At 36.0% G+C, this 24,300-nt stretch carries 18 protein-coding genes and 1 pseudogene; 6 read left to right on the top strand and 13 right to left on the bottom strand.

Going from position 1 to position 24,300, the window contains the following annotated elements:
- The first annotated feature begins 7 nt into the window (after positions 1–7).
- From glpB to BGO84_RS14535, 6 genes are all read left to right on the top strand, one after another.
- Positions 8–1,285, top strand: coding sequence for a glycerol-3-phosphate dehydrogenase subunit GlpB (gene glpB / locus BGO84_RS14560; RefSeq protein ID WP_291030275.1), 1,278 nt, complete (start codon positions 8–10; stop codon positions 1,283–1,285).
- A complete protein-coding gene (gene glpC / locus BGO84_RS14555) occupies positions 1,266–2,480 on the top strand; it encodes an anaerobic glycerol-3-phosphate dehydrogenase subunit GlpC (protein WP_291030273.1) in 1,215 nt (404 codons plus the stop codon). The genes glpB and glpC overlap by 20 nt, the downstream gene beginning before the upstream one ends.
- A gap of 384 nt (positions 2,481–2,864) precedes the next feature.
- Positions 2,865–3,038, top strand: coding sequence for a hypothetical protein (locus tag BGO84_RS14550; protein WP_167755419.1), 174 nt, complete (start codon positions 2,865–2,867; stop codon positions 3,036–3,038).
- A gap of 378 nt (positions 3,039–3,416) precedes the next feature.
- A complete protein-coding gene (locus tag BGO84_RS14545) occupies positions 3,417–3,986 on the top strand; it encodes an AraC family transcriptional regulator (RefSeq protein ID WP_291030271.1) in 570 nt (189 codons plus the stop codon).
- Positions 3,987–4,066: 80 nt separating this feature from the next.
- Complete coding sequence (locus BGO84_RS14540) at positions 4,067–6,280, top strand: heavy metal translocating P-type ATPase (protein ID WP_291030269.1); 2,214 nt, start codon at positions 4,067–4,069, stop codon at positions 6,278–6,280.
- Between the two features lie 20 nt (positions 6,281–6,300).
- Positions 6,301–6,519, top strand: coding sequence for a cation transporter (locus BGO84_RS14535; protein WP_291030267.1), 219 nt, complete (start codon positions 6,301–6,303; stop codon positions 6,517–6,519).
- 173 nt (positions 6,520–6,692) lie between these two features.
- Here the strand turns inward: BGO84_RS14535 and BGO84_RS14530 are convergent, their stop codons facing one another.
- The 13 genes and pseudogenes from BGO84_RS14530 to BGO84_RS14470 form a co-directional block, all read right to left on the bottom strand.
- Positions 6,693–7,073, bottom strand: coding sequence for a DUF3244 domain-containing protein (locus tag BGO84_RS14530; protein WP_291030265.1), 381 nt, complete (start codon positions 7,071–7,073; stop codon positions 6,693–6,695).
- Between the two features lie 167 nt (positions 7,074–7,240).
- The gene (locus BGO84_RS14525) at positions 7,241–8,947 is read right to left on the bottom strand and encodes a hypothetical protein (RefSeq protein WP_291030263.1); all 1,707 of its coding nucleotides are present in this window, start codon (positions 8,945–8,947) and stop codon (positions 7,241–7,243) included.
- 198 nt (positions 8,948–9,145) lie between these two features.
- Positions 9,146–11,224, bottom strand: coding sequence for a S9 family peptidase (locus tag BGO84_RS14520; protein WP_291030261.1), 2,079 nt, complete (start codon positions 11,222–11,224; stop codon positions 9,146–9,148).
- A gap of 196 nt (positions 11,225–11,420) precedes the next feature.
- Positions 11,421–12,713 (bottom strand): DUF1080 domain-containing protein, encoded by a 1,293-nt coding sequence (locus tag BGO84_RS14515; protein WP_291030259.1) that lies wholly within the window; start codon positions 12,711–12,713, stop codon positions 11,421–11,423.
- 193 nt (positions 12,714–12,906) lie between these two features.
- A complete protein-coding gene (gene murQ, locus BGO84_RS14510) occupies positions 12,907–13,728 on the bottom strand; it encodes an N-acetylmuramic acid 6-phosphate etherase (RefSeq protein ID WP_291030257.1) in 822 nt (273 codons plus the stop codon).
- 6 nt (positions 13,729–13,734) lie between these two features.
- Positions 13,735–14,592: a BadF/BadG/BcrA/BcrD ATPase family protein gene (locus tag BGO84_RS14505; protein ID WP_291030255.1), complete on the bottom strand. Its 858-nt coding sequence runs from the start codon at positions 14,590–14,592 to the stop codon at positions 13,735–13,737.
- Positions 14,589–15,758, bottom strand: a complete 1,170-nt coding sequence (locus BGO84_RS14500; RefSeq protein ID WP_291030253.1) for a heparan-alpha-glucosaminide N-acetyltransferase domain-containing protein — start codon at positions 15,756–15,758, stop codon at positions 14,589–14,591. Before BGO84_RS14500 ends, BGO84_RS14505 begins: the two co-directional genes overlap by 4 nt.
- Before the next feature lie 127 nt (positions 15,759–15,885).
- Complete coding sequence (locus tag BGO84_RS14495) at positions 15,886–17,121, bottom strand: DUF1343 domain-containing protein (protein WP_291030251.1); 1,236 nt, start codon at positions 17,119–17,121, stop codon at positions 15,886–15,888.
- Positions 17,122–18,505: 1,384 nt separating this feature from the next.
- Positions 18,506–19,006: pseudogene (locus BGO84_RS18745) on the bottom strand (MFS transporter); the annotation flags it as partial.
- 25 nt (positions 19,007–19,031) lie between these two features.
- The gene (locus BGO84_RS14485) at positions 19,032–20,327 is read right to left on the bottom strand and encodes a SpoIID/LytB domain-containing protein (RefSeq protein WP_291030247.1); all 1,296 of its coding nucleotides are present in this window, start codon (positions 20,325–20,327) and stop codon (positions 19,032–19,034) included.
- Positions 20,312–21,265, bottom strand: a complete 954-nt coding sequence (locus tag BGO84_RS14480) for a DUF4922 domain-containing protein (protein ID WP_291030245.1) — start codon at positions 21,263–21,265, stop codon at positions 20,312–20,314. Before BGO84_RS14480 ends, BGO84_RS14485 begins: the two co-directional genes overlap by 16 nt.
- Positions 21,266–21,350: 85 nt before the next feature.
- The gene (locus tag BGO84_RS14475) at positions 21,351–22,808 is read right to left on the bottom strand and encodes a glycosyltransferase family 2 protein (protein ID WP_291030243.1); all 1,458 of its coding nucleotides are present in this window, start codon (positions 22,806–22,808) and stop codon (positions 21,351–21,353) included.
- A 10-nt stretch (positions 22,809–22,818) separates the two neighbouring features.
- Positions 22,819–24,297, bottom strand: a complete 1,479-nt coding sequence (locus tag BGO84_RS14470; RefSeq protein ID WP_291030241.1) for a sodium:solute symporter — start codon at positions 24,295–24,297, stop codon at positions 22,819–22,821.
- Between the last annotated feature and the right edge of the window lie 3 nt (positions 24,298–24,300).

The following is a 24,300-nucleotide window of genomic DNA, read 5'->3' as shown; positions in this document are numbered from 1 at the left end:
TAATATTATGAAGTTTGATACAATTATAATAGGAGGTGGATTGTCGGGGCTTATTTGTGGTATCAAATTGGCTCAACAGGGGGAACGTTGTGTTATTGTATCTTCCGGACAAAGTGCTTTACATTTTTCTTCCGGTTCGTGCGATCTATTGAATGCATTACCTGACGGAACAGCGGTGGATAATCCTTTGTCCGCTTTGCCTGATTTAATAAAGCAAATGCCCAACCATCCTTATGCAAAACTGGGAGTAGAACGATTTCGACGTTTGGTTTCTGATGCAGAAAGTTTTTTTACAAATGTTGGGCTTCCAATGTTTGGGAGTGGTGATGCGAATCACTACAGAATTACTCCAATGGGGACACTAAGGCCAACATGGTTGACCTCTTTTGGCTTTGCGACAAGCGAACAAGTTGATAGGCTAAGATGGAAAAAAGTTTCGATATTCAATCCTGTAGGCTTTCTTGATTTTTATCCGCAGTTTATAGCTGATGAATTCTTCAAGCTAGGCACAGAGAGCGAGATTCATTTGTTTGATATTCCCGATTTAGATTATCTCAGGCGTAATCCGACCGAAATGCGATCAACTAATATTGCTCGGGTTTTGGATCGAAATATAAGCCTTGTGGCTGAAATATTAAATGATAAAAGTGCAGATGCTGAAGCTATTATTTTACCTGCATGTATAGGGCTAAATGCAATAGCCTTTCAGAATTTACAAAAAGAGGTAAATAAACCAATCTTCCTGATTCCCACGATGCCGCCTTCTATTGTTGGGATTTATACACAACAATATCTTCATGATCATTTTTTGAAGCTGGGGGGAGTTTATATGCTTGGTGATAGTATCAAAAAAGCAGAAATTGAGAATAATACGATAAAGAGGGTTTATTCATTCAATCATGGAGACATTCCTTTTGTGGGTAAAAACTATATTTTGGCTACCGGAAGCTATTTCAGTCAAGGACTGATTGCCACATCGGATCGGATATATGAGCCGATTTTTAACCTGGATGTCGCATATTCAGATAACAGGCAAAAATGGTATAGCTCAAAAATGTTTGATACACAAGGTTATCAGCAGTTTGGTGTTAAAATAGATAATAATTTCAGAGGACTTTTTAACGGAACTGCATTGGATAATCTATATGTTTCAGGAGCTATCCTCGAAGGATTCAATCCTATAAAAGAAGGCTGTGGAGCCGGTGTGTCTATTCTGAGTGCACTAAGTATAGCCGAAAGCATAATAAAAATAAATAGGGAGAATTATGAATTTGCAACAACATAATATAAGTGAAAACAACTTTGAACAATGTATAAAATGCACCGTTTGTACTGTTTATTGTCCTGTAGCTGCTGTTAATCCCGATTATCCGGGGCCTAAGCAAGCCGGGCCGGATGGTGAACGCTTGCGTTTGAAAGAAGCTGATTTTTATGATGAGGCTTTGAAGTATTGTATCAATTGTAAAAGATGTGAGGTTGCTTGCCCGTCGAATGTTAAGATTGGCGATATAATACAATCTGCCAGAATTAAATATAGTAAAAAGAAACCCAAGGTTCGGGATTTTATTTTAGCAAATACGGATCTGGTTGGTAGCTTTGCTACTCCATTTGCTCCAATTGTGAATGCAACACTCGGTTTGAGCCCTGTAAAGTCTGTACTCGATTCTGTATTTAAGATAGATCATCGCAGAACTTTTCCTAAGTATTCGTTGGGTACATTTGAGGGTTGGTATAAGAAGCATGCTTATGAACAAAAGGTATTTCCGAAACAAGTGAGTTATTTTCATGGTTGTTATGCCAATTATAATAATCCGCAGTTGGGGAAAGATTTGGTTAAGGTTTTCAACTCATTGGGAATAGGTGTACAGTTGCTAAAGAAAGAAAAGTGTTGCGGAGTTGCATTGATTTCTAATGGGTTTATTGATCAAGCCAAAAAACAGGCTAGGACAAATATTGCATCTATCCGTGAATCTATATTGGAGAAAAATATTCCAGTGGTTGCAACATCATCTACCTGTACTTTCACGATAAGAGATGAATATCCGCACTTATTGGGAATTGATACCAAGGATGTCAGAGAGCATGTTGAGCTTGCTACACGTTATATCTACAGGTTATTGAGTACATCTGATACAAATCTGAAGTTGGGAGATAAAAGAATAAAGGTAGCATATCATACACCGTGCCACATGGAGAAGCTGGGTTGGTCATATTATTCGATAGAGCTGTTGAAATTAATTCCGAATATCGAGCTCAAAGTATTAGACTCTCAATGTTGTGGTATAGCCGGTACTTATGGTTTCAAGAAAGAAAATTATAAAACATCGCAAGATATAGGAGAGTCTCTCTTTAACCAAATTGAAGCAGAGGATTATGATTATATAGTGACGGATTGCGAAACCTGTAAGTGGCAGATAGAAATGTCGACTACAAAACGTTGTGAACATCCAATTTCTATATTGGCAGAAGCTTTGGCTTAGAGATGGAGATGATAAATTAAGTAGAGTATAACGTGGTTTCGAATAGGGTTTCGATCATTTTGGTGTTTTATAGGATAGCGAAAGGTATCTTATCCTATATTTTTTCATATAGAGCTGATGATTTACTTTTTTAATTTGTGCATCGTATCTTATAGCGTTTTCAAAGTCTTGTAATTGATTGTTTTATAGATGTAGATGTTGGTTTGTTTCGAGTCGAAACTTTTCGAAGCTTTTTGTTGTCCTAAAATTAGTAAAAAAAGTATATTATTCGTATATTTGTTATAGAGTATAGTAGTAGAACTATTTATAATTTCAGATCGGGTTATTTTGTTGTTTTGCTATTATTACAGATGGGATTATAAACTTTATAAAATATAAAATATTATGTCAAAAGTCTACAGTATAAAAACAACTCAGAATATGAACGTGAATGATTATAATATCTTTGATAATTATGAAGCTATAAATAATTTATCACCAACATATATGGAGATACTGAAAATATTTAAAGAAATATTCAAACATGTTGATATTTCTAAAATAATTAATGATAAGTAGTTAATTGTTTTATTTTAGCCCTTCCTCTCTTCGATAAACTCCTATAAGAAGTTTTTATAGCTTCTAGCTCTTTTTTTACACACTATTCTTTTCTTTGTTTTTATATTTGGTCTTATTAATCCTATCAGTTGTTTATATTGGATAATTATAATTATCTAATATAAAGTAACTTTTATGTAATTAGAGGTAATTAATAAAGTGACATTAAAAAACATGTTGTAATCTGTCACTTTTGTCACCTTTTGATTGTATTATTTTGTTTATTAGTGTGTTATATTTTTCTGCTTTGTCACCTTTTCTAATAGAAGACAAGCATTGATAATTGCATTATTTGGTGCTATTTTTGTATATAAATAGTTAGTAAACTAGGAGGCGGATATGTTAGAAGAAAAATTATATATAAAGAATATGGTTTGCAATCGTTGCATAATGGTTGTGAAATCCGAACTTGAAAAACTCGGAATAAGCCCTGCATCTATTATATTAGGTGAAGTAACCTTGTCGGGAGGTTTAAGTCCTGAACAGAAAGATACGTTGAGTAAAAAACTTGAAGACTTGGGTTTTGCTCTGATAGACGATAAAAGAGCACGCCTGATAGAGCAAATCAAGAATGCAATTATAGAACTGGTGCATTATAATAATAATGATCTGAAGGTGAATCTATCTGATTATATAAGCGATAAGCTTCATCATGATTATAATTATATTAGTAACCTCTTTTCGGAAATAGAAGGCACAACAATTGAAAAATACTTTATAGCACAAAAGATAGAGAGGGTAAAAGAGCTACTCGTATATGATGAACTGACGTTGAATGAGATTGCGTTTAAGTTAAACTATTCGAGTGTGGCACACTTAAGTTCGCAGTTCAAAAAAGTAACAGGACTGACGCCTAGTCATTTTAAACAGATCAAAACCAATAAGCGCAAACCTTTAGATGAGGTGTAAATCTCATAAACTTTTCTAGGAATAATATAACAGCCTTCTAGGCTATTGTTTCCATATTTGTACCACAAAAGAATACAATTATGAGAACTGATAATAGAGTAAAAAAAACATTTCCTGTATTGCAAATGAGTTGTGCTTCTTGTGCTATTAGTGCCGAAAGCATAGTGAAAGGGTTGAATGGTGTAAACAATGCTTCAGTCAATTTTGCTACGGCAACTCTAAGCGTAGAATACCAACCAGATGTGATTACCCCTGAGCAAATACGAACAGCCGTTCAAGATGGAGGATATGACTTGTTAATAGAGGATGACAAGGATGCTGCGGCTGATGTATTAGAAGATATGCATATCAAAAAGTTTAATGTCTTAAAAAAGAAGACAATTTTTGCAGTTATCTTCTCACTGCCTGTTGTTATTATCGGCATGCTCTTTATGGATATTCCGTATGCCAATGAAATAATGTGGATGCTTTCCACTCCTGTTATATTCTGGCTCGGAAGGGATTTTTTTATCAACGCATGGAAGCAGGCGAAGCATCGTTCGGCTAATATGGATACATTGGTTGCTCTGAGTACAAGTGTCGCATATCTGTTTAGTGTCTTCAATACCTTATTTCCTCAATTTTGGCTAGATAGGGGAGTCCATCCTCATGTTTATTTCGAGGCAGCCTGTGTTATTATAGCATTTATCTTGCTTGGACGATTATTAGAGGAAAAAGCCAAAGGGAATACATCTTCATCGATAAAAAAACTGATCGGGCTCCAACCTAAAACAGTTACAGTTTCCGAAAATGGGAATTATACAGAGCTTCCCATAGAGCAGGTAAATATTGGCAATATAATAGTTGTGAAACCCGGTGAAAAAGTCGCTGTTGATGGAGTGGTGATAGAAGGTTCATCTTATGTTGATGAAAGTATGCTTAGTGGTGAACCGATACCTGTATTAAAGAAAGAAGGGGAGAAGGTTTATGCCGGAACAATAAATCAGAAAGGGGCTTTTTTGTTTCAGGCAGAAAAAGTAGGAGCGGATACAATACTCGCTCAAATTATCAGGATGGTACAAGAAGCTCAGGGAAGTAAAGCCCCTGTACAAAAGTTGGTAGATAAAATTGCAGGTATATTTGTTCCCATCGTGATGTCTATTGCCCTCCTTTCTCTTGCTGTTTGGTTTATATATGGAGGCTCTGATGGGATTACTCATGGTATCTTAGCATTGGTTGCCGTGTTAATCATTGCCTGTCCTTGTGCTTTGGGATTGGCTACACCTACAGCTATTATGGTTGGAATAGGAAAAGGTGCCGAAAAAGGGATATTGATAAAGGATGCCGAAAGTCTTGAGTTAGCAAAAAAAGTAGATGTCGTAGTGTTAGATAAAACCGGAACCATAACAGAAGGTAAACCAGTTGTTACTGATATTTATTGGCTGAATGGCGATGATAATAAAAAAGATGTTTTGTATAGCCTAGAAAAACAATCTGAACATCCTTTGGCTGATGCTGTAACAAATTATTTGGCTGGTATTGTTTCAGTGCCTATTTGGGAATTTGAGAGTATTACAGGAAAGGGTGTGATTGGGCTTGTTGATGGAGAAAAATATTTTGTTGGAAATGAGAAATTCCTCGATGAAAACGGCGTAATTGTCGACAAGGTGCTACTTGAAAAGATGGAAAATTCAAGCCATTCTTTAAAAACTATGATATGGTTTTCTGACAGTAAAAAGGCCATTGCTTTAATAGCTATTACAGATGAAATAAAGACCACATCTTTATCAGCAATACAACAGCTTCAATCTTCAGGTATAGAAGTGTATATGCTAACAGGTGATAATTATGCCACGGCAAAAGAAATAGCTTCAAAAGTAGGTGTAAATCATTTTCATGCAGAAGTTTTGCCTCAGGATAAAGCTGAGTTTGTGAAGCAGTTACAATCAGAGGGTAAAGTTGTGGCTATGGTTGGAGATGGTATAAATGATAGTACTGCATTAGCACAGGCGGATTTGAGTATTGCGATGGGAAAGGGGAGTGATATCGCCATAGATGTGGCTAAAATGACCATTATCTCTTCGGATCTGACAAAGATATCTGAAGCTATAAAATTATCAAAACAAACAATCGCTACTATTCGCCAAAATTTATTTTGGGCGTTTGTATACAACCTGATTGGCATTCCTTTGGCTGCAGGAGTTCTTTATCCAATAAATGGATTCTTATTAAACCCTATGATAGCCGGTGCAGCAATGGCATTAAGTAGCGTGAGTGTTGTAAGTAATAGTTTGAGATTGAAATGGACTAAATAGTTAATTTATATATTAAAGTTATGGAAAATAATATTTTGAAATTCAAAACAAGCATTAATTGTGGCGGGTGTATAGCTAAAGTTACTCCTTATCTAAACTCTGTGAAAGGTATAACTAAGTGGGACGTAGATACAGCTGATAAAAATAAAGTATTGTCTGTTATATCTGATGAGGTTGTGGAATCAGATATTGTCAATGCTGTTCAGCAAGCAGGGTTTAAAATAGAAAAGATCAATTAAATAAAAAAATAAAAGTCTGTCATTACCACAACGATAGACTTTTACAATAATTTAATTGAATGAAAATAAGTAACCGTAGTGCAAGCTGTAAATAAGAAGTATTGAAAAGCAAAATAATTGCCGCACTACGGTAATGAAAATCAGAAAAACCACTCTATATTTTTATGCTAACTTTATAAGATAAAATTAGCTGTTGCAGACTTTTTATAGGTAACGTTATTTAATACAATTTTATAAGATCCTGAAGCCCAGGTTGCCATGTCAATTGATAATACTTTACCTCCGTATTTAACAACAGTTTTAGTATATACTAATGTATTTGCAGCATTGTATACTTCTATCTTAAACTCACTCTTCGTATAAAAATACAAATCTAGATTAGTCCCTTCGATGTACATATCGATAGGCTCTACACCTGAAGTCTTAGTCATCCCTTCATCACTAATATCACCTTTTATTTGTACTTTGTTATCGTTGATAGAAGTTGTATCAGCATTTATAGTTGCCGGCAGTAAAAGAAAAATAAATGATAGAAGGTAAAGATATTTTTTCATAACATGCATTAATTTAATGTTTGTAATTCCAGACACTAAATTACTCAAGATATGCTATGCTTGTGCTATATATATAGGTGGATATGACTTTTTTTGACTATTCATTTTTGATAAGTCTTTTTGTTACAGTTGTTTATTTCTGTTAGAGAGGAACTGAAATATGACTTTTATTTTGACTTAGTCGGTGTTGAAAATGTCTCGTTTTGGTTCTTTGCAACATTACTATCCAAATAATCGACTATATTTCCATAATCTTTTACCCCAATTTTCTTTCTAATCGATGATCTTTTCGAAGTAATGGTATTAATGCTTTGTTCCATGATAATGCTTATTTCAGCATTCGTAAAATCTGAATATATAAGGCAGCATATTCTAAATTCAGATTCATCTAGCTGAGGAAAGGCTTCTCTCAGCGAATCAAAGAATCCATCGTGTAGTTCATTCATTGTTTGATATAGCAAATCCCAATCAAGACTAGCTTGATTATATACAATTTCATTAAACTTCTTTAGTAGTTTTTCTCCATGCTTCTTTTCATCTTCGCGTAAAAAACCTTCCAGCAGAGCTGATTTCTTTAGGATATCGAAGTGGTGTAGTAATTTATTTCTGAATGAATCTTCTTTTTTATCGTAACTTTTAGCCATTTGGTTCAATTGGCTTATTTTTTGTTCGGCTTCTAATAATTCTCGACCATTTTTCTGTGTTTTATAATAAAAGAAGAACCCTATAATAAGCGTAGTAAGTCCAAGTCCTAATAATATGATAAACAAAAATTGCCTTTGAATTAACAGTCGGTTATTCGTGTTTTTTACCAGCTCATAATCATACTTTTTCTGTATATCCAGAATAGCTTGATTTTCATTGTTTTCATAAATATTATAAAGATTATTAATACAATCTTTATTATAGTCTAATGCTCGTCTATAATTGTTTTTTTCTTCTTCTATCATAGATAAAGATTCATATATTCTAGATGTTAGAAATGGATCATTACTCTCTTTCAAAAATTTCAGAGATTTCTCAAAATAGAAAATAGCTGAATCACTTTTATTTTCACTATAAAGTACTTGCGCCAAAGACGAGTATATTTTAGCTCTGGTAATGCTGCTGTTAGCGAAAGGGATCGCTTTATTCAGATATTCTTTTGATTTAGCAAAATTCCCTTCTTTTTTAAATATGAGTCCTAAATTATGCCTTATGCTTGATTGACAAATCGAGTCTTTTGTAATATCGGCAATTTCAAGTCCTTTTTGATAATAATAGAACGCACTGTCATTTTCTTTTTTCAATAAAAAACTATTTCCTATATCTCTCAGTGAAAATGCTTCATTCTTATAGTTTCCTGCTTTTTCAAAATAGTTGGCAGCTCTCTTAAAACGAATGAGAGATTCATCTTGTAAGAGTTCATTATAATACAAATATCCTATATGGGATTGAATTAGCCCTTTAATATTGAAATTATTTATTGTTTGCTCTGCATAGGTTTCAGCCTCCATATAGGCACTCATAGCCTCTTTGTTCTTTTTTTGATCTTTCAGAACCCTGCCGGAGTAAAAGCTAGCGAGGGTTCCGTTAACCATATCATTGTGTTTTATATAATAGTCTTTTACATTGAAGATTATAGTATCCTTCGAAATATCTTTGTTGCTTTTATCTCTAGCCTGAATTCTTAAGAGATTGTATTTGTTGAATTTTTCTTTATTCAGATTTTCGGGATATAAAATAGAATCTAATAGAGCAAGAGCACTGTCGGGCTTGTTGTCTATAAGCGATTCTGCTTCAAAAATATACCTTTCAGCATTTTCTGATCCGGGGTTACATGCAAAACACGTAAAGGCTAAGATTAGAATAATAAATAATCTTATATATCTCATAATTCGTAAACTTCAATGTGAAAACTGTATACTTCTCTATATACAAAGTTACTTTTTATATTTTTTAATCTAACAAATGTTTGTTCTAAAATAGTTAAATTTTCGTTGTGTAGATTAATAATAATAGAATTAAATAGAGCAAACAAAAAAGGTTATTACCAATTAAGATAATAACCTTTTATTATGAGTGCTAAATTTTTATTTTAAATATGCATCAAACCAACGGAAGAACTCTCTCTGGAACAGGATTCCGTTTTGAGGTTGAGATATCCAGTGGTTCTCGTTTGGATAAATCAGCATTCGGGCTGGAATGCCTTTAAGTTTTGCAGCATTGAATGCCATCATACCTTGAGATGCAAGAATTCGGTAGTCAAGTTCGCCATGAGTGATCATAATAGGTGTATCCCACTTGTCTATAAACTTATGAGGAGAGTTAGCATACGAGCGTTGAGCAATAGAATTGCTTCTATCCCAGAAAGAACCGCCTAGGTCCCAATTTGCAAACCACATTTCTTCAGTTTCAAGATATTGTGCTTCCAAATTGAAGATTCCTGCATGCGCAAGGAATGCCTTAAACCGCTTGTTATGATTTCCGGCTAACCAATATACCGAGAACCCGCCATAACTAGCGCCTGTACATCCTAATTTGTCCGCATTTACATAAGGCTCTTTTGCTAAAGCATCAATTGCAGAAAGATAATCCTTCATATTCTGACCGCCATAATCTTTACTTATTTGCTCCAGCCATTCCTGACCAAAGCCAGGTAAACCTCTACGGTTAGGGGCTACAACGATATATCCATTAGCTGCCATCATTTGTAAATTCCAACGATAAGACCAAAACTGGCTCACAGTACTTTGTGGTCCTCCCTGGCAGTATAATATTGCAGGGTATTTCTTATTCGGGTCAAAGTTTGGAGGATAAACAACCCATGTTAGCATTTTCTTCCCATCGGTAGTCGCTATCCAGCGTTCCTCTACTTTACCCATCGTTAATTGGCTGAGTATATCTTTGTTTTCGAAACTTAGTTCAGTCGCTTCTCCTATAGAAATATTTACAGAGTATATTTCATTCGGTTTAGATAATGAGTGACGAAGTGCTATAAGTTTGTCTCCGGCTATCTCAAATGATTCATAATCATGATCGCCTTTGGTGATTTGTTTTATCTCTTTTGTGTGAATATAAGCCTGGAACAATTGAGTTTTAGCTTCAACACAAGAAACAAAATAAATGCTTTGATTATCATCACTCCATAAAAGGAAATCGGTATTATAATCGAATGCTTCGGTCACGTATGTCTTTTCTTTTGTTGCTAAATTCATGACAAACATTCTGTTTTTGTCTGACTCGTAGCCTTCACGTTCCATACTTTGCCAAGCTATGTATCTGCCATCGGGAGAGAATACAGGGTTTATATCATATCCCATCATCCCCTCTGTGAGGTTTACTGTTTGCTTACTTTCTATATTGAATAGATAAATGTCTGAATTGGTAGACAAAGCGTATTCCAATCCTTTTTTCTTGCGACATGTGTATGCGATGGACTTGCTATCAGGGCTCCAAGCCAACTGCTCGGTACCTCCAAATGGAAGCATTGGACATTCGTATGGTTCATCGCCAAGAATATCAATTCCGTCTGATACTTTTTCTCCATCAAAATCAGCTACAAAAGTATGAGGGATTTCTTCAACCCACTCAGACCAGTGTTTATACATCAGGTCATCAATAATTCGTCCTGACGCTTTAGGAAGATCTTTGTAACGGTCTGTTGTACGCTCTCCGAATTTTATGTTTTTGATGTACATAATTTTTTTTCCGTCAGGAGAATAAGAAAACCCATTAACATCACCTTCTATATTACTTATTTGTTTACGGCCGCTACCATCTGGATCCATTTCCCATATTTGAGAATATCCACTTTCGCTACTCAAAAAGGCAATCTTACTACCGCCTTTCACCCAGATAGCGTTGTTTTCACTTTTAGGCGTTTGGGTAATTTGTTTTTTGTCAGAACCATCTACATTCATCGTAAATAGTTCTTTGTTTGTTTTATTCTGCTCAATGCTTACATAAGTTACACCATACAATATCTTCGATTTGTCAGGTGAGACCTGAACATCAGATACACGTCCAAAACTATACAATACTTCGGGCGTCATTATTCCGTTTTCTACCTTTACGGAGGCTTTACCTATGATGGGTTCATCTTTTTCTGTACTTGCCTTCTTGTCGGCAGAATTACATGCGGCCAAGACTGCACCTAAAACTAATGCCATAATGGATTTATATTTCATATACTTATTTATTTTATGGCTTCAAAGGTATTGGTTTTTTGTAATACATACAACTTTAATTGGTCTGTAGGAATCATATATTTATACTCAATTGCATATTTTTTTAGGATTCTAAAATAAGCGTGGCGATTAAGATATAACCGCCACTCTATTAATTCTATATGAATTACCTTTTCTATTACAGTGTTTTTAGCTTTAAATTACGCCATAGAACTTTTATGCCGCCGCCATCATGTATTTGAAGAGCTATACGTCCTTGTCCTGCACCGATTTTCTCATCATCAAAGTTGACCATCTCTTGTCCATTAAGCCATGTCGTTACTTTGTTACCCTGAACGAGTATACGCATAGTATTCCAGTCGCCAACCTTAAGAAACTCTTCTTTCTCTTTAGGTATTTGAATCAACCATCCTCTACCGTACGATTCGTAGATGCCACCTGTTCCATGACCTTTAGGCGCTACTTCTACTTGCCAGCCATTCACTTTTACATCTTCTTCGATAAACGAACGGATAAATACTCCCGAATTACCATCTGCTTCTTGCTTAAATTCAACAGTCAGATCAAAATTATCATAATATTCGCGCGTAGCGAGATATCCATATTGTTTGTCAGGGCCGCTTTCGCATACCAAAAGTTTATCTTGTACGTACCATTTTTCTGTTCCATAAACGTCCCAGCCTTTCAGGTCAGTCCCGTTGAACAGATTTACTTCTTTCGATTTCGTTGGTAGTTCTTTAATCTTTATATTGCGGAACGATGCCGGATATCCATGATCCTGAAGACATAATACACCTTTTTTCGCCAGTCCGTATTCTGGAGCATCTTTCCATTTTCCACTATTCTTTCGTTCGAACCAATCATCAGTCCATGCTTCGAACTCTAATATTTTTACACCATTCAACCAGTGTTCTACATGTCCATTGTCAAATACAATTTTAGAATTGTTCCATTCTCCCTGAGGATTGACTTTCATTTTTGTTGTATCAGGAATATGCATAGCATAATCTGCACCCAGATCTTGCCAGGCTTCAAGTTTTTCCGCGAAATTAGGGGTGTCTATCAATTGGTATTCAGGTCCTGTAACATACGGAACTTTATATTGGGGTCTTTCCACTACATGATATAGCATACCACTATTCCCACCTTTCGATAATTTCCAATCCCAAGATAGCTCGAAATTTTCATACTTTTTTTCTGTAACAATGTATCCACTGGCATCGCTACCATCACCTTTAGCCTGAATGCAGCCATCTACAACATGCCAAGGCTCTGTGAGTGATGTGCCATTGTAGTCGCGCCATCCATTAAGTGTTTCTCCATCAAATAAAAGTTGCCAACCTTCTTGCTTCTCTTTTTCGGTCAGAGTGTTGGGTTTTTCTCCACCGATGCAGGCTGTAAAAGATACTGCCACAATGGAGCATAGTGTCAGTAGGATTTTAGGAGTCTGTTTTTTAATTGTAAACATCATATTTGATTTTGGTTTATAAATAGGTTAAACTTATCGGTAAAGATAATGAATTATGTATAAAACACTTACTGCTCAGCAGCAACACTTTGTATAAATCTACTTTTTGGGACGAATGACCCAATAATGCTGACGTATCGAATAAGTGTATAATCTTCTGTATAGTAGTGATCTATATGTTTACTATTTAGAGTGATTATTTATTGTCAGTTCTGTATGCATTCACAGCTTTTTTAACAGAACCATGTAGTAACAGTAAATGCTTTGCTTGTTCATAATCCAAGCCTAACTCTTCGGATACCATGCGTGTTCCTCTGTCTACAAGTTTTGCATTCGATAATTGCATGTTGACCATTCGGTTACCTTTCACCCGTCCTAACTTTATCATGGTAGCCGTAGTGATCATATTCAATATCATTTTTTGACCTGTGCCGGATTTCATACGCGAACTACCAGTAACATATTCAGGACCAACTATCATTTCTATTGCTATTTCTGCTTCCTGAGCAATAGGCGAATCGGGATTGCTAGAGATGGATGCTGTAAGAATTCCATGTTTGCGAGCTTCACGTAAAGCTCCTACAACGTATGGCGTTGTACCTGATGCTGCAATCCCAATTACTGTATCTTTATCATTAATGTTGTGAGCTTGTAACTCTGTCCACCCAGATTCCATATTGTCTTCGGCTTTTTCTACCGGATTGCGCAATGCTGTATCACCTCCTGCAATGAGCCCGATAACCAATGTTTTTGGCATACCAAATGTTGGTGGAATTTCGGAAGCGTCCAATACACCAAGACGTCCGCTAGTTCCTGCTCCCATATAGAAAATACGCCCTCCTTGTTGCATCCGGGGTACTATTTGCGAAACAAGTTTTTCTATTTGTGGTATCGCCTTTTCTACAGCTAAAGCTACTTTTTTATCTTCATTGTTTATATCTGTCAAGAGTTCAAGTACAGACTTGTTCTCAAGATTGTCATATAGCGACGGTTGCTCTGTTATCTTTACAAAAGCCATGTTGAATTAATTATGTATTGTTTGACATTCGCCTGCATAGTATTTTATGAGGCCCTCCATCGGAGACTGAGAGATGATACCTACTTTAATATGCAAGTCAGCACCAACTTTGCGCACCAAATCTTTATAATAGTATGCTACCGACCCGGTGAAATGCACATCATTATTTTTGTAGTCATATTGCATCACATTTTTCACAAAAAAGTCTTTGAAAGCATTGTATACTAGATCATACACCGTTTTATCGTGTATATTCTCTACCAAAAACGGTGATAAACTTGCCAAAAAACGATTTGCAAGAGGTTGTCTGTATACCATATCCAGAATAGCTGCTGGGGTGAGATCAAATTCTTTCAGGAATTTTTCTTTCAACCCTTTTGTTAATTGGTTTTTCAGGCATGCTCCTAAGAATAACCTGCCAAGTACAGCACCGCTTCCTTCGTCACCTAATACATAGCCAAGAGGTGAAACGTTCTCAACAATCTCTTCTCCGTCGTAAAAACAAGAGTTTGATCCTGTGCCAAGTATGCAAGCGATACCTTTTTTTGTCCCACATAATCCTTTTGCCGCTGCAACCAAATCACTATTTACTTCAATGTGAGATGTCTTTATGTTATCTGCTATCGCATCTCTTACAATTTTATTCTTTTCGGGGGATGCACATCCTGCACCAAAAAAATGGACAGAATCTATTGTGTGTCCATTGAGGACGGGGTTAATAACTTTCTTTATTTCTTCACTAATATCTTCTCGAGACCGAAAAAATGGATTTGCTCCTTTGGTAGAAATCTGTTTGATCTCTTTAGTACCCTCTACTAAACGCCAATCGACCTTTGTAGAGCCGCCATCTGCTAATAATATCATATTTTAATATAGATTTTCTTTTTATACAATATGTTTCCTATTATCCAATTAAATCCTACAAACAAAAGGGCATATACAAGCGAACCGAGGTAATTACCCAGATAAGGTTGTAGGGAGATTTGGTATATGAAATTTTTTAAATTAATTATATTTCCGTCATATGTAAAAATTATGTTTCCGAGCAAAATAGAGAAAATGCCTGCCGCAACATATATAAATAAAGGATTTACACCGAATGATTCAAAAAATACACTCCATTTTTTATGCCCTTTTATATCTATGATCCATATCAGAAGAGCAAGCAACGTTGATGCTAACCCACATGTTGCCAAAACAAATGTAGGAGACCATATTTTTTTGTTAATCGGACAACCGTAACTAAGTAAAAAGCCCAAGAATGTCATTACCGCTCCGATTATAAATAAACGTTGTATTCGCTCGTTATTGTCTTTGGTTGTTAGGAGAATTTCTCCGCAACAGAATCCAATTAGTACGTGGCAGATTGCAGGAATTGTACTTAATAGCCCTTCAGGGTCAATTGCCAAACCACTATCTTTATACATGTGATTTGTACCCAAAACAGCTCTGTCAAAGACTGAGATAATATTATCCTCGCTAAAGTCGAATCCGTTGCCAAATAAGAGCAGTAAAAAATATCCAATGAGTGTAACAACTATGATATAAGGGATATACTTATGTTTTACAAATATAGCTATCAGAGCTGTAGCTCCGTATGTTAGTGCCAGCCGTTGCATAACTCCGAGTATTCGGATATGCTCGAAGTTTGTAATGGCTGTTATAAATCTTTCAAAAAAGCCAATATCTTCACTCAACAGGTTATTAAAAGTTCTGAATGACAATGAAATCCAGCCCAATCCAAGCCCGATGAGGAATATCACTAACGTTCTTTTTAGAATTTTGAAGAGTGTAGGCTTGCTGAACTCAAAATTGAATTTTCGTAACGAGATATAAGTTGATATTCCCATAATAAACATGAAAAATGGGAAAACCAAGTCGGTAGGAGTTAGTCCATGCCACGCTGCATGTCCCAGAGGCGCATATATATAGCTCCACGAACCCGGGTTATTTACCATTATCATTCCGGCAATGGTTATTCCCCGCAGTATGTCGAGAGATAGGAGTCTGCTGCTTGGTTTTTGAGTCATTTGTTACTTTTTTTTATTGCTTATAATCAAGTATTATGGTGCTAAAAGGTGACAAAAGTGACACTTTTTCGGTATGTTTATATTGTAACCTTTTGCTATGTAATTTTCAAATTGGTATCTCAAATAACTATTTATATAGATAATATTTTTTAGATGTCTTTTTAAACGGTTCTGTTTCTTTATACCAAAAATCTTTTATATCATCAAATCTATTATTCTTAGAAAATGTAAGTCTTACATAGTCACTTCCCGAAACCTGGTCAAACATTCTATAGCGTTTATCATTCGCATTGTCAAAAATAGCTTTTTCAGGATACAATCTAGCTATTTCCTGCATCACATAAAACTGTATTTCGGATAAACGAGCTTTTTCATAATTCATAATATGTACTTGTACACCTTCCAGTTGCTCTCCTTGTCCTACAGAATAGAACGGTTTCAAATATATTGGTCTGAAATGTATTCCCGGCAAGTGTAATTTGTTGAGATTATCTGCCAGATCGCTAGCTTTGATCCATTGGGCAGCAAACATCTGGAAGGGAATTGTATAACCTACACCGATAGACATATAGCCTAATTCTCCTAAGATTCCGGATACGGGATACATAACTGCTGAAATTGGTTGTGGAATATGAGGTGAAGATGGAATCCATTGCAATCCTGTTTGCTCGTACGTCATTTTACGCTTCCAGCTTTTCATTTTTACTATTTGCAGTTTACACTGTTTGCTTAGCATATTCTCTCCGTTTAGCAGCAATGCTAATTCACCGCAAGTCAACCCATATACATAAGGTATTTTGAACTGGCTTACAAAGGAAATAAATTTTTCGTCAACCAGTCCGCCTTCAACTTTTAAACCACCCAGAGGATTTGGTCTGTCGAGAACTACGAACTCCACATTGTTTTCCGCAGCAGCCTGCATTGCTAGTCCCATTGTACTAATGTAAGTGAATGATCGGCAACCTATATCTTGTATGTCGTATACTAGCATATCAATGTTTTTAAGCATCTCGGCAGAAGGAAAACGGGTTTTTCCATGTAATGAATATACGGGTAATCCTGTTTTCGGGTCTGTTACATTATCTACATGGTCTCCGGCGTGCGCATCGCCTCTTACTCCATGTTCGGGAGCAAAAAGTGCAACTAACTGTACATTCTTTGCTTCATGAAGAATGTCAATAGTCGATTTCATATTATTGTCTACTCCTGTAGGATTTGTTATAAGTCCCACACGCTTTCCTTCCAATATTTTAAAGTTTTGTTCTTTTAGAACTTCAATTCCTGTCTTAATCTTTATCTTCTGGGCGAAGGTTGTGAAAGAGAACAAGAATAATAGTGATAATATTATAGATACTTTTTTCATTGTTGATTGTTTTTTATTGTTTTTAAGATTCTTTATCCGTTGCTTTACCATAGTTTGGATTTATCTTCAGTAAAGAAACTGCAATGATCGTAATAATGCTACAGATCATTACCCAAATGAAGAAGTGATTGTATCCTAATTGTTCTTGAAGCCATCCTGCAAACATACCCGGAATCATCATACCCAATGCCATAAAGCCTGTACAGAAAGCGTAATGGGCAGTCTTATGTGTTCCTTCTGAAAAATAAATGAGATATAACATATAAGCTGTAAATCCGAATCCGTAACCAAATTGCTCAATAAAAATGCAGATATTTATTATTATAAGGCTATCGGTTTGCGTAAAGCTTAGATATAGGAATGTAGCAATAGTAAGCAGCATGCTTAGTGTCATTGGCCACAACCATTTCCTTAATCCGCCCTTTGCCGCCACAAATCCGCCGATAATACCACCTAGTGTAAGCCCGATAATACCGATTGTACCGTATACCAATCCAACTTCACCTGTAGTTAATCCCAATCCTCCGATATCTTTCGAATCTAATAAGAATGGATTGATCAGTTTTAGTAATTGGGCTTCGGAGAAACGATATGTCAACATAAAAAATATTGCTGCTGCTGCTTGAGGTTTCTTGAAAAACGAACAGAATGTAACTTCAAACTCTTTGAATATAGATTTGGCTGTAATATGTTGGTGAGGTTTATCTGAATCAGGCTTAGGTAACACAACCCGATGATAAAAGCTGAAGAATATAAATAATCCTGCTAATACGAAGAAGGTAATAGACCATGCAAAAGGAATATTTCCCGATAGTCCCTTATATTCTGCTGAACTAGCAGTAGTTAATTTGGGATCTACCTGAAAAATAAGGTATGCGGGTTTATTCCAGTTGCTTTCGGTAAAGGCGAGTCTTTCTCCATGTATCAGCGAAATACTATTGTCGCCTCTATTTATCGACGTGTTTAAAACCATCTCTTTCCCATCTTCGGGACGTTTAGATAACCATACAGCAACTAAGGCTATGTTGCCGGTATGCTCAGACTTGGCTACAAATCGTTTTTCGCCGAAATTTGTTTTTATCCAGTTTCCCAAAGGTTTGGATACATTCTTACTCCATAAGCTTTCTTCCTTTTCTATAATTAGTGTATTCGAAGTATGCTCTTTTGCTGTAAATCCATTGTTCTGATTCAATTTTGCAACACTATCCATAAAGACCTTGAGGCTATCTTTATTTACTCCATGCGTACCGATTTTTACTACAGCTTCATTTACGATGAAGTGTATATCCCCATCTTTTTCAGTAATATTTTGTACTTCCGGTACAAATAAAGTAGATTGGGTGTATTGTGGGGATACATCGATATTCACTTTCAGAGGTTCACATCCGGATGTACTTTCCAGAAAGCCGGCAAGAATAATAAGTACACCTTGCCCCATAATGTTAGCGATACGATAAAATGTACTTCTGATTCCTACGTATTTTGCTTGGTCGTTAGTGTTCAATCCTAGCATATAAAATCCATCGGCTGCAATATCATGAGTGGCAGAACTAAAGGCTAATAGCCAGAAGAATGCCAGTGTTGCCTGGAAAAAGACGGGTAGGGGAATAGTAAAAGCAATTCCTGCAAAGCCTGCGCCGATAAGTATTTGCATAGTTACTATCCACCAACGTTTTGTTTTTAATAAATCTACGAATGGACTCCAGAAGGGCTTGATCACCCACGGTAAATATAGCCAGCTGGTATACAAGGCTATATCTGTGTTAGATATACCCATTCGTTTATACATGATCACCGAAATAGTCATTACGGCAACATAAGGCAGTCCTTCAGCCAGATAAAGAGATGGAATCCATGCCCACGGTGATTTTTTATTTTCTTTCATGGTTTTATCCTTCGTATAAATTTATTTAATATAACTTTTCAATAGTTGCATCGATATAATAATGCAACAATATTTGATTGTATTGATAGCCTTTTTCACCCATCACTGCAGCACCTATCTGGCAAAGACCGACACCATGTCCCCAGCCGGCTCCTGTTAAGATGAATTGATCATCTTTTTTGTCGACAGTAAAAGCAGAACTATACAAGTGAGATTCGGACAAAGTACGCCTGATTTCCAATTCTTTGCCGATGGTCATGGTTTTCTTTGATCCTACTATTTTCAGCTTGATTAATCGTCCTGATGTTCCTCTTTCTATAGGGATTAGTTCTTGAATTGTTCCGAAATCTATACCCAAACGCCTGTATGCCAATTCGGATAATTCTGTTTTAGTATATACTACTTGCCAACGATAAAAGTCGGTTGTTTCCTGATCATAATTATTCAGAACCTGACTTAATATCTTTTTATCTTGCGTATTGCAAAATGCAGAAGGACGAGTATGTATCCATTTTATGGATTCCTGTTCTTGTATCAGATCAGGTATATCCTTTGTACTGTCATCATCTCTTAGTTTTACTAGGTAGGGGAATTTTGTATCTTCCCAGCAGTTTTGAAACTCTTCGACAATTCCTCCGCAACATTTAGAGAAACGAGCATCGCATATTTTGTTCTCAGACTTTAGTACTTGACCTTTGGTTTCTTCTATAGCTTGTTTAACGATATCAATATTTGAGTTGGCTCTTGTTATGCCCTGATAACGCTGACAATGATCGTCTGCGCATACGTCAAAATTGACGTGGTCTTCTCTATCGTACCAACGAATTCTTTCATCTTCGGTTTCGATGAAAGTGGTATATTTTTCTTCTTGTGCAATAATCTCGCGATTCTTTTCTATTTGGGCTAAGAGCCAACTACGAGATATCACTGCGTGAGCTTTTAGTAATTCGAGGGAAGCGGTAGCACTCATCTCGGAAGATATAACACTTGTCAGGTAATCTTCTACACCGATAATATTGATTGCGGAGATTGTATCATTCTCTACTATTAGTTTCAATGCTCCTTGAAATTCTTGATCTTCCTTGCGTTCCCAGTGGAAGTTGATGCCAATTACTACATCTTTAATAGTGAATGATGCATCTTTATGTTTTGGTTCGAAATATAATTCATCATAAGCACTTCCATTCCATACGATTTTTCCATCGCTGAAAGAAACGGTGTTTTCTCCCGAAGTTTCTAGTCCTTGGTATAAATAGGCTTGATTGAGAATAAAAGTTATTTTTTTATTCCATAAAATGCCGACACTTACTTTTGGTTCCATACGCTTTGTTTTATCTTATCGGTAATAGACTGCATTTGTTGGCTGTCGATACATATCTCTTTTAATATGAGAGAAATGTCTTCTTTCGTAATCTTTTCAAAATCTTTTTCAAGAGGAGTGATAAATACACCTCCCAAATCTACAGAGGCAGGGCTGATTAGCAAGTTTTCTTCACCTTCGGCGAAGAAACAAGCCGGACGGTGCTTTTCTCGAGGAAAGATGCAACTGTACCATATATCATTGTTGTACCAAGTGATGATATTCATCATTGGCTCCTGATCGTCTTCTTTTACTTCAAGGAGGTTATATAACAGCTTAAAAAAACGGATGGCTTCTTCTCTATCTTTTGTCTCAATCAAAAAACAATTTCTTTGATAGTTTTTTAATGCAGAAACCGCTGTTGATTCGGTTGTATATATCGTTTCTTTTGGCAGGGACTCTATGTCATTTTCTATTGGCAAGAATCCTTTTATCCCCGCCTGAAAATGCGCGTGGTCGGGTGCTGAAGCTCCACATTTAGGTCCATTGTAAAATATAGTATATTCACACAGGCTTTTTGCCAAGTCGAGCATATCACCATATCTGTTGAAGATAAGTTGATCGGTATGCTCGTATGTTGGTATTGTAAAGTGTTCAGGAAAAATAGGAAATGGATTTACAAGTATCTGATAGTTTTTGGCAAAGTCAATTCCTCTTTGTTCTTTTGGTAGATTATTTGGACAAAGAAAGCATTTTCTTTCCTGTATGGATTTCGCATCTACTTTTGCAGCAGATGATTGAATGCGTGCAGGATTGAATTGAACCCTTATTTTAAATCCATCAAAATGAAACTCTTTTGTTTTTACACGGTTAAGAACTTCAAAATTTATTCTTGCCAAATCCCATTCTTTCAACTGAGATTGTAATAGCTCTTTTGCTTCTTTAGATGTACGATCCATATCTTTTTATTTGGCATCAAAAAATGAGGGCTTTTTCATGAGTAGTAAATCCAACCCTCATTTTTTCAAACTTTTTTAATTACAATTACCTATTGCTTTTGTTAAGAGCAATACGAGCTTCAACTTCCCATGTGCGAATTCTATCCTTATATGTATTGTGTGCATTCATCTTCACTATGTCTAATGATGCATCAGAGTTGTCATCCCAACGGCGGCAGAGATATAAGACATCATATATACGTCCTATTTGGTAGTTGCGCGAAAAATGTAAGCCTAACGCATAATCTTCTCCGTAACTGGTATTAGGTACTTTGATTTCTCTCAGAACAGGCGTGTAGAATGCACGTGGAGCACCCAAGCCGTTTATACGCAAAGCATTGTTTCGTCCATTGTCTGGTGTCCATTCTTTATGATCAATAATACCCGGAGGTATCATTTTCATATCGAAGTCGGTAAGCATATATGTTCCTACTACCATGGCGCAGTTTTGTTCGTAGAATGCATCTACTATTTTTTGCAAGGTATTTTCATCAGAATATACATCATCACTATCCAATTGGACTGCAAATTTTCCACACTTCGGCTGGTGTACACCGGCATTCCAACAACCTCCTATTCCCAGTTCTTTATTTTCGGGAATAACGTGTATAAGGCGTTCGTCTGTAAATTTGTCAATAGCTTCGGTGGTGCCATCGGTAGAATAGTTATCTACGATAATAAGATTGAACTTAAAGTTTGTTTTCTGGCTTAGTACAGATTTTATCGCATCAGAAATTGTTTTGATACGGTTTCTGACAGGAATTATTACCGAAGCCTCGTACTCAAAGTTTACCTGATCAAATTCTACTTTTCGGAAGTTAGGAGCTAAGTATGCACCAATTTTCTTCAAGTGTTTTGTGCATGCTTTCTCCATCTCTATTTGTACCTCCCGATTTTTTGGGTCTACGTAGTCAAAAACTTTTTCGCCGCTTTTGCGAGTGTCGTTTTCTATTTCTGTATATAAATATTCATTTATATGTACAATCTCGGATTCTTGAGATACTTTTAATCGAAGATCATATATGCCTGCAAACTTATACTCTGTCTCCATATCGGCTACAGCTTTTTTCAATCTATCAGACTTGTATATTAATACAGACCCGAAATTGAAATCGTCCCGCAAACTCCCTTTCTGGTATGTGATTACAGGACTGTTTTTCTTTTCGTTATTTGCTATTTGATAATGATCGGCATACACCATTCCTGCACCTGAGTCAGCCGCTATTTGCAACATACGGTTTAAGGCGAACATGCCAAGGCGTAGACTTGCAGACTTGGTGTAGATCAGGGTATATTCAGCATCGGCTTTAGATGCTATTTTCTTTATTGTTGCTGTTGAGCGTAGCGTATCTATATCTAATATGTCGCAACCTTCAATGGTTTCTTGATTATCGTTTTCTTTTAGCAGATATATTTTATTTACTAACTCAGATTCCTTAAGAGATAATACAGTCTCTTTTACTTGACTTACGCTTTGAAAAGGTATAAAACAATTGATCTTCATCGTTTTCAGTTTATTTCGTTTGATAATATTCTACTGTTGATTTATTTTTAGTTGTAAGGATAAATAATCCTATGAATGTTAATATCGCATTTATAATCAATATTTCGTAGCTGAACCTATATCCGTTGAACCATATTTCGGAGTTTTTATCCAGAATAAAACAGATTATAGGTGCTATAATTGTAACTAATGGTATATATCTGTCTTTGACTGCCTTTTTCGTAAAAATACCAAAGGCAAATAAGCCTAATATAGGACCGTACGTATAGCTGGCCAGAATATATACGGCATCAATAACGGAGGTGTTGTTAAGTTGGTCTATTATGATGATTGTCACTCCCATCGTTATAGCCATGCCTATGTGGACCTTTTTCCGTATCAGTGCAACCTCTTTCTCTGATTTTTTCTTTGTGCTTTCCAGTATGTCTACTGTAAAAGATGTAGTCAGAGCTGTCAATGCCGATCCGGCAGCAGCATAGGCCGCAGATATCAAACCGATAATAAACAATATGCCGACTATGGTAGGGAAGTATCCGCCCGTGGCTAGTAGGGGAAATATTTCATCGCTTTTTCCGGGAGTAGATATATTGTTCTGAAATACATAGGTATATAATAAAACCCCAAGCATTAAGAACAATAGATTAATTATTAATTGCATTGAACCACTGATAATAATATTTTTTTGAGAATCGCTGGAATTCCTACAGCTCATATTTTTCTGCATCATATCTTGATCTAGTCCTGTTGTGGCTATCACAGTAAATATGCCGGCAAGAAACTGTTTGAAAAAGAAGCGTCTATCATTTATATCATCAAAGAAGAAAGTTTTGGAGAAATCATTTTCGTTAATGGTTGATAACATACTCGAAAAATTAAGCCCTAAGTCTGATGCAATATAATAGATACATAATCCTACCGAAACAATCAAACAGAATGTTTTTAAAGAATCCGTCCATATTAATGATTTTACTCCACCCTTATACGTATACAACCATACCAACCCTACTGTAAATACCACATTCAAAATAAACGGAAGCTTAAGTGGTGCAAAAACTAATAATTGCAATACGATGCACACTAAAAATAATCGTACGGCAGCCCCCAGCATCTTTGATATGAAAAACAGCCAAGCACCTGTTTTATATGATGCAATGCCAAAGCGGTTTTCTAAATATTCATATATGGATGTCAGGTTCATCTTGTAAAATAAAGGAACCAGAACAAATGCAATAATAAATTGTCCAACAACAAACCCCATCACCATTTGCATATACGAAAATCCACTGGTGGCAACCATACCCGGGACAGATACAAAAGTTACTCCAGATATAGCAGATCCAATCATAGCAAAGGCAACGACATACCATGGCGATTTACGGTTTCCGGTAAAGAATCCCTGATTGTCTGCTTTGCGTCCTGTTATATATGATATGGCAAAGAGTATGCTAAAATAAAATGCTATAGTTAATAGTACTAATATAGGACTCATTCA

Source organism: Dysgonomonas sp. 37-18 (assembly GCF_001899125.1).
Taxonomy (GTDB): domain Bacteria; phylum Bacteroidota; class Bacteroidia; order Bacteroidales; family Dysgonomonadaceae; genus Dysgonomonas.
The sequence above is the reverse complement of the archived record's forward strand: the minus strand, read 5'-3'. Positions and strand labels throughout refer to the sequence as shown.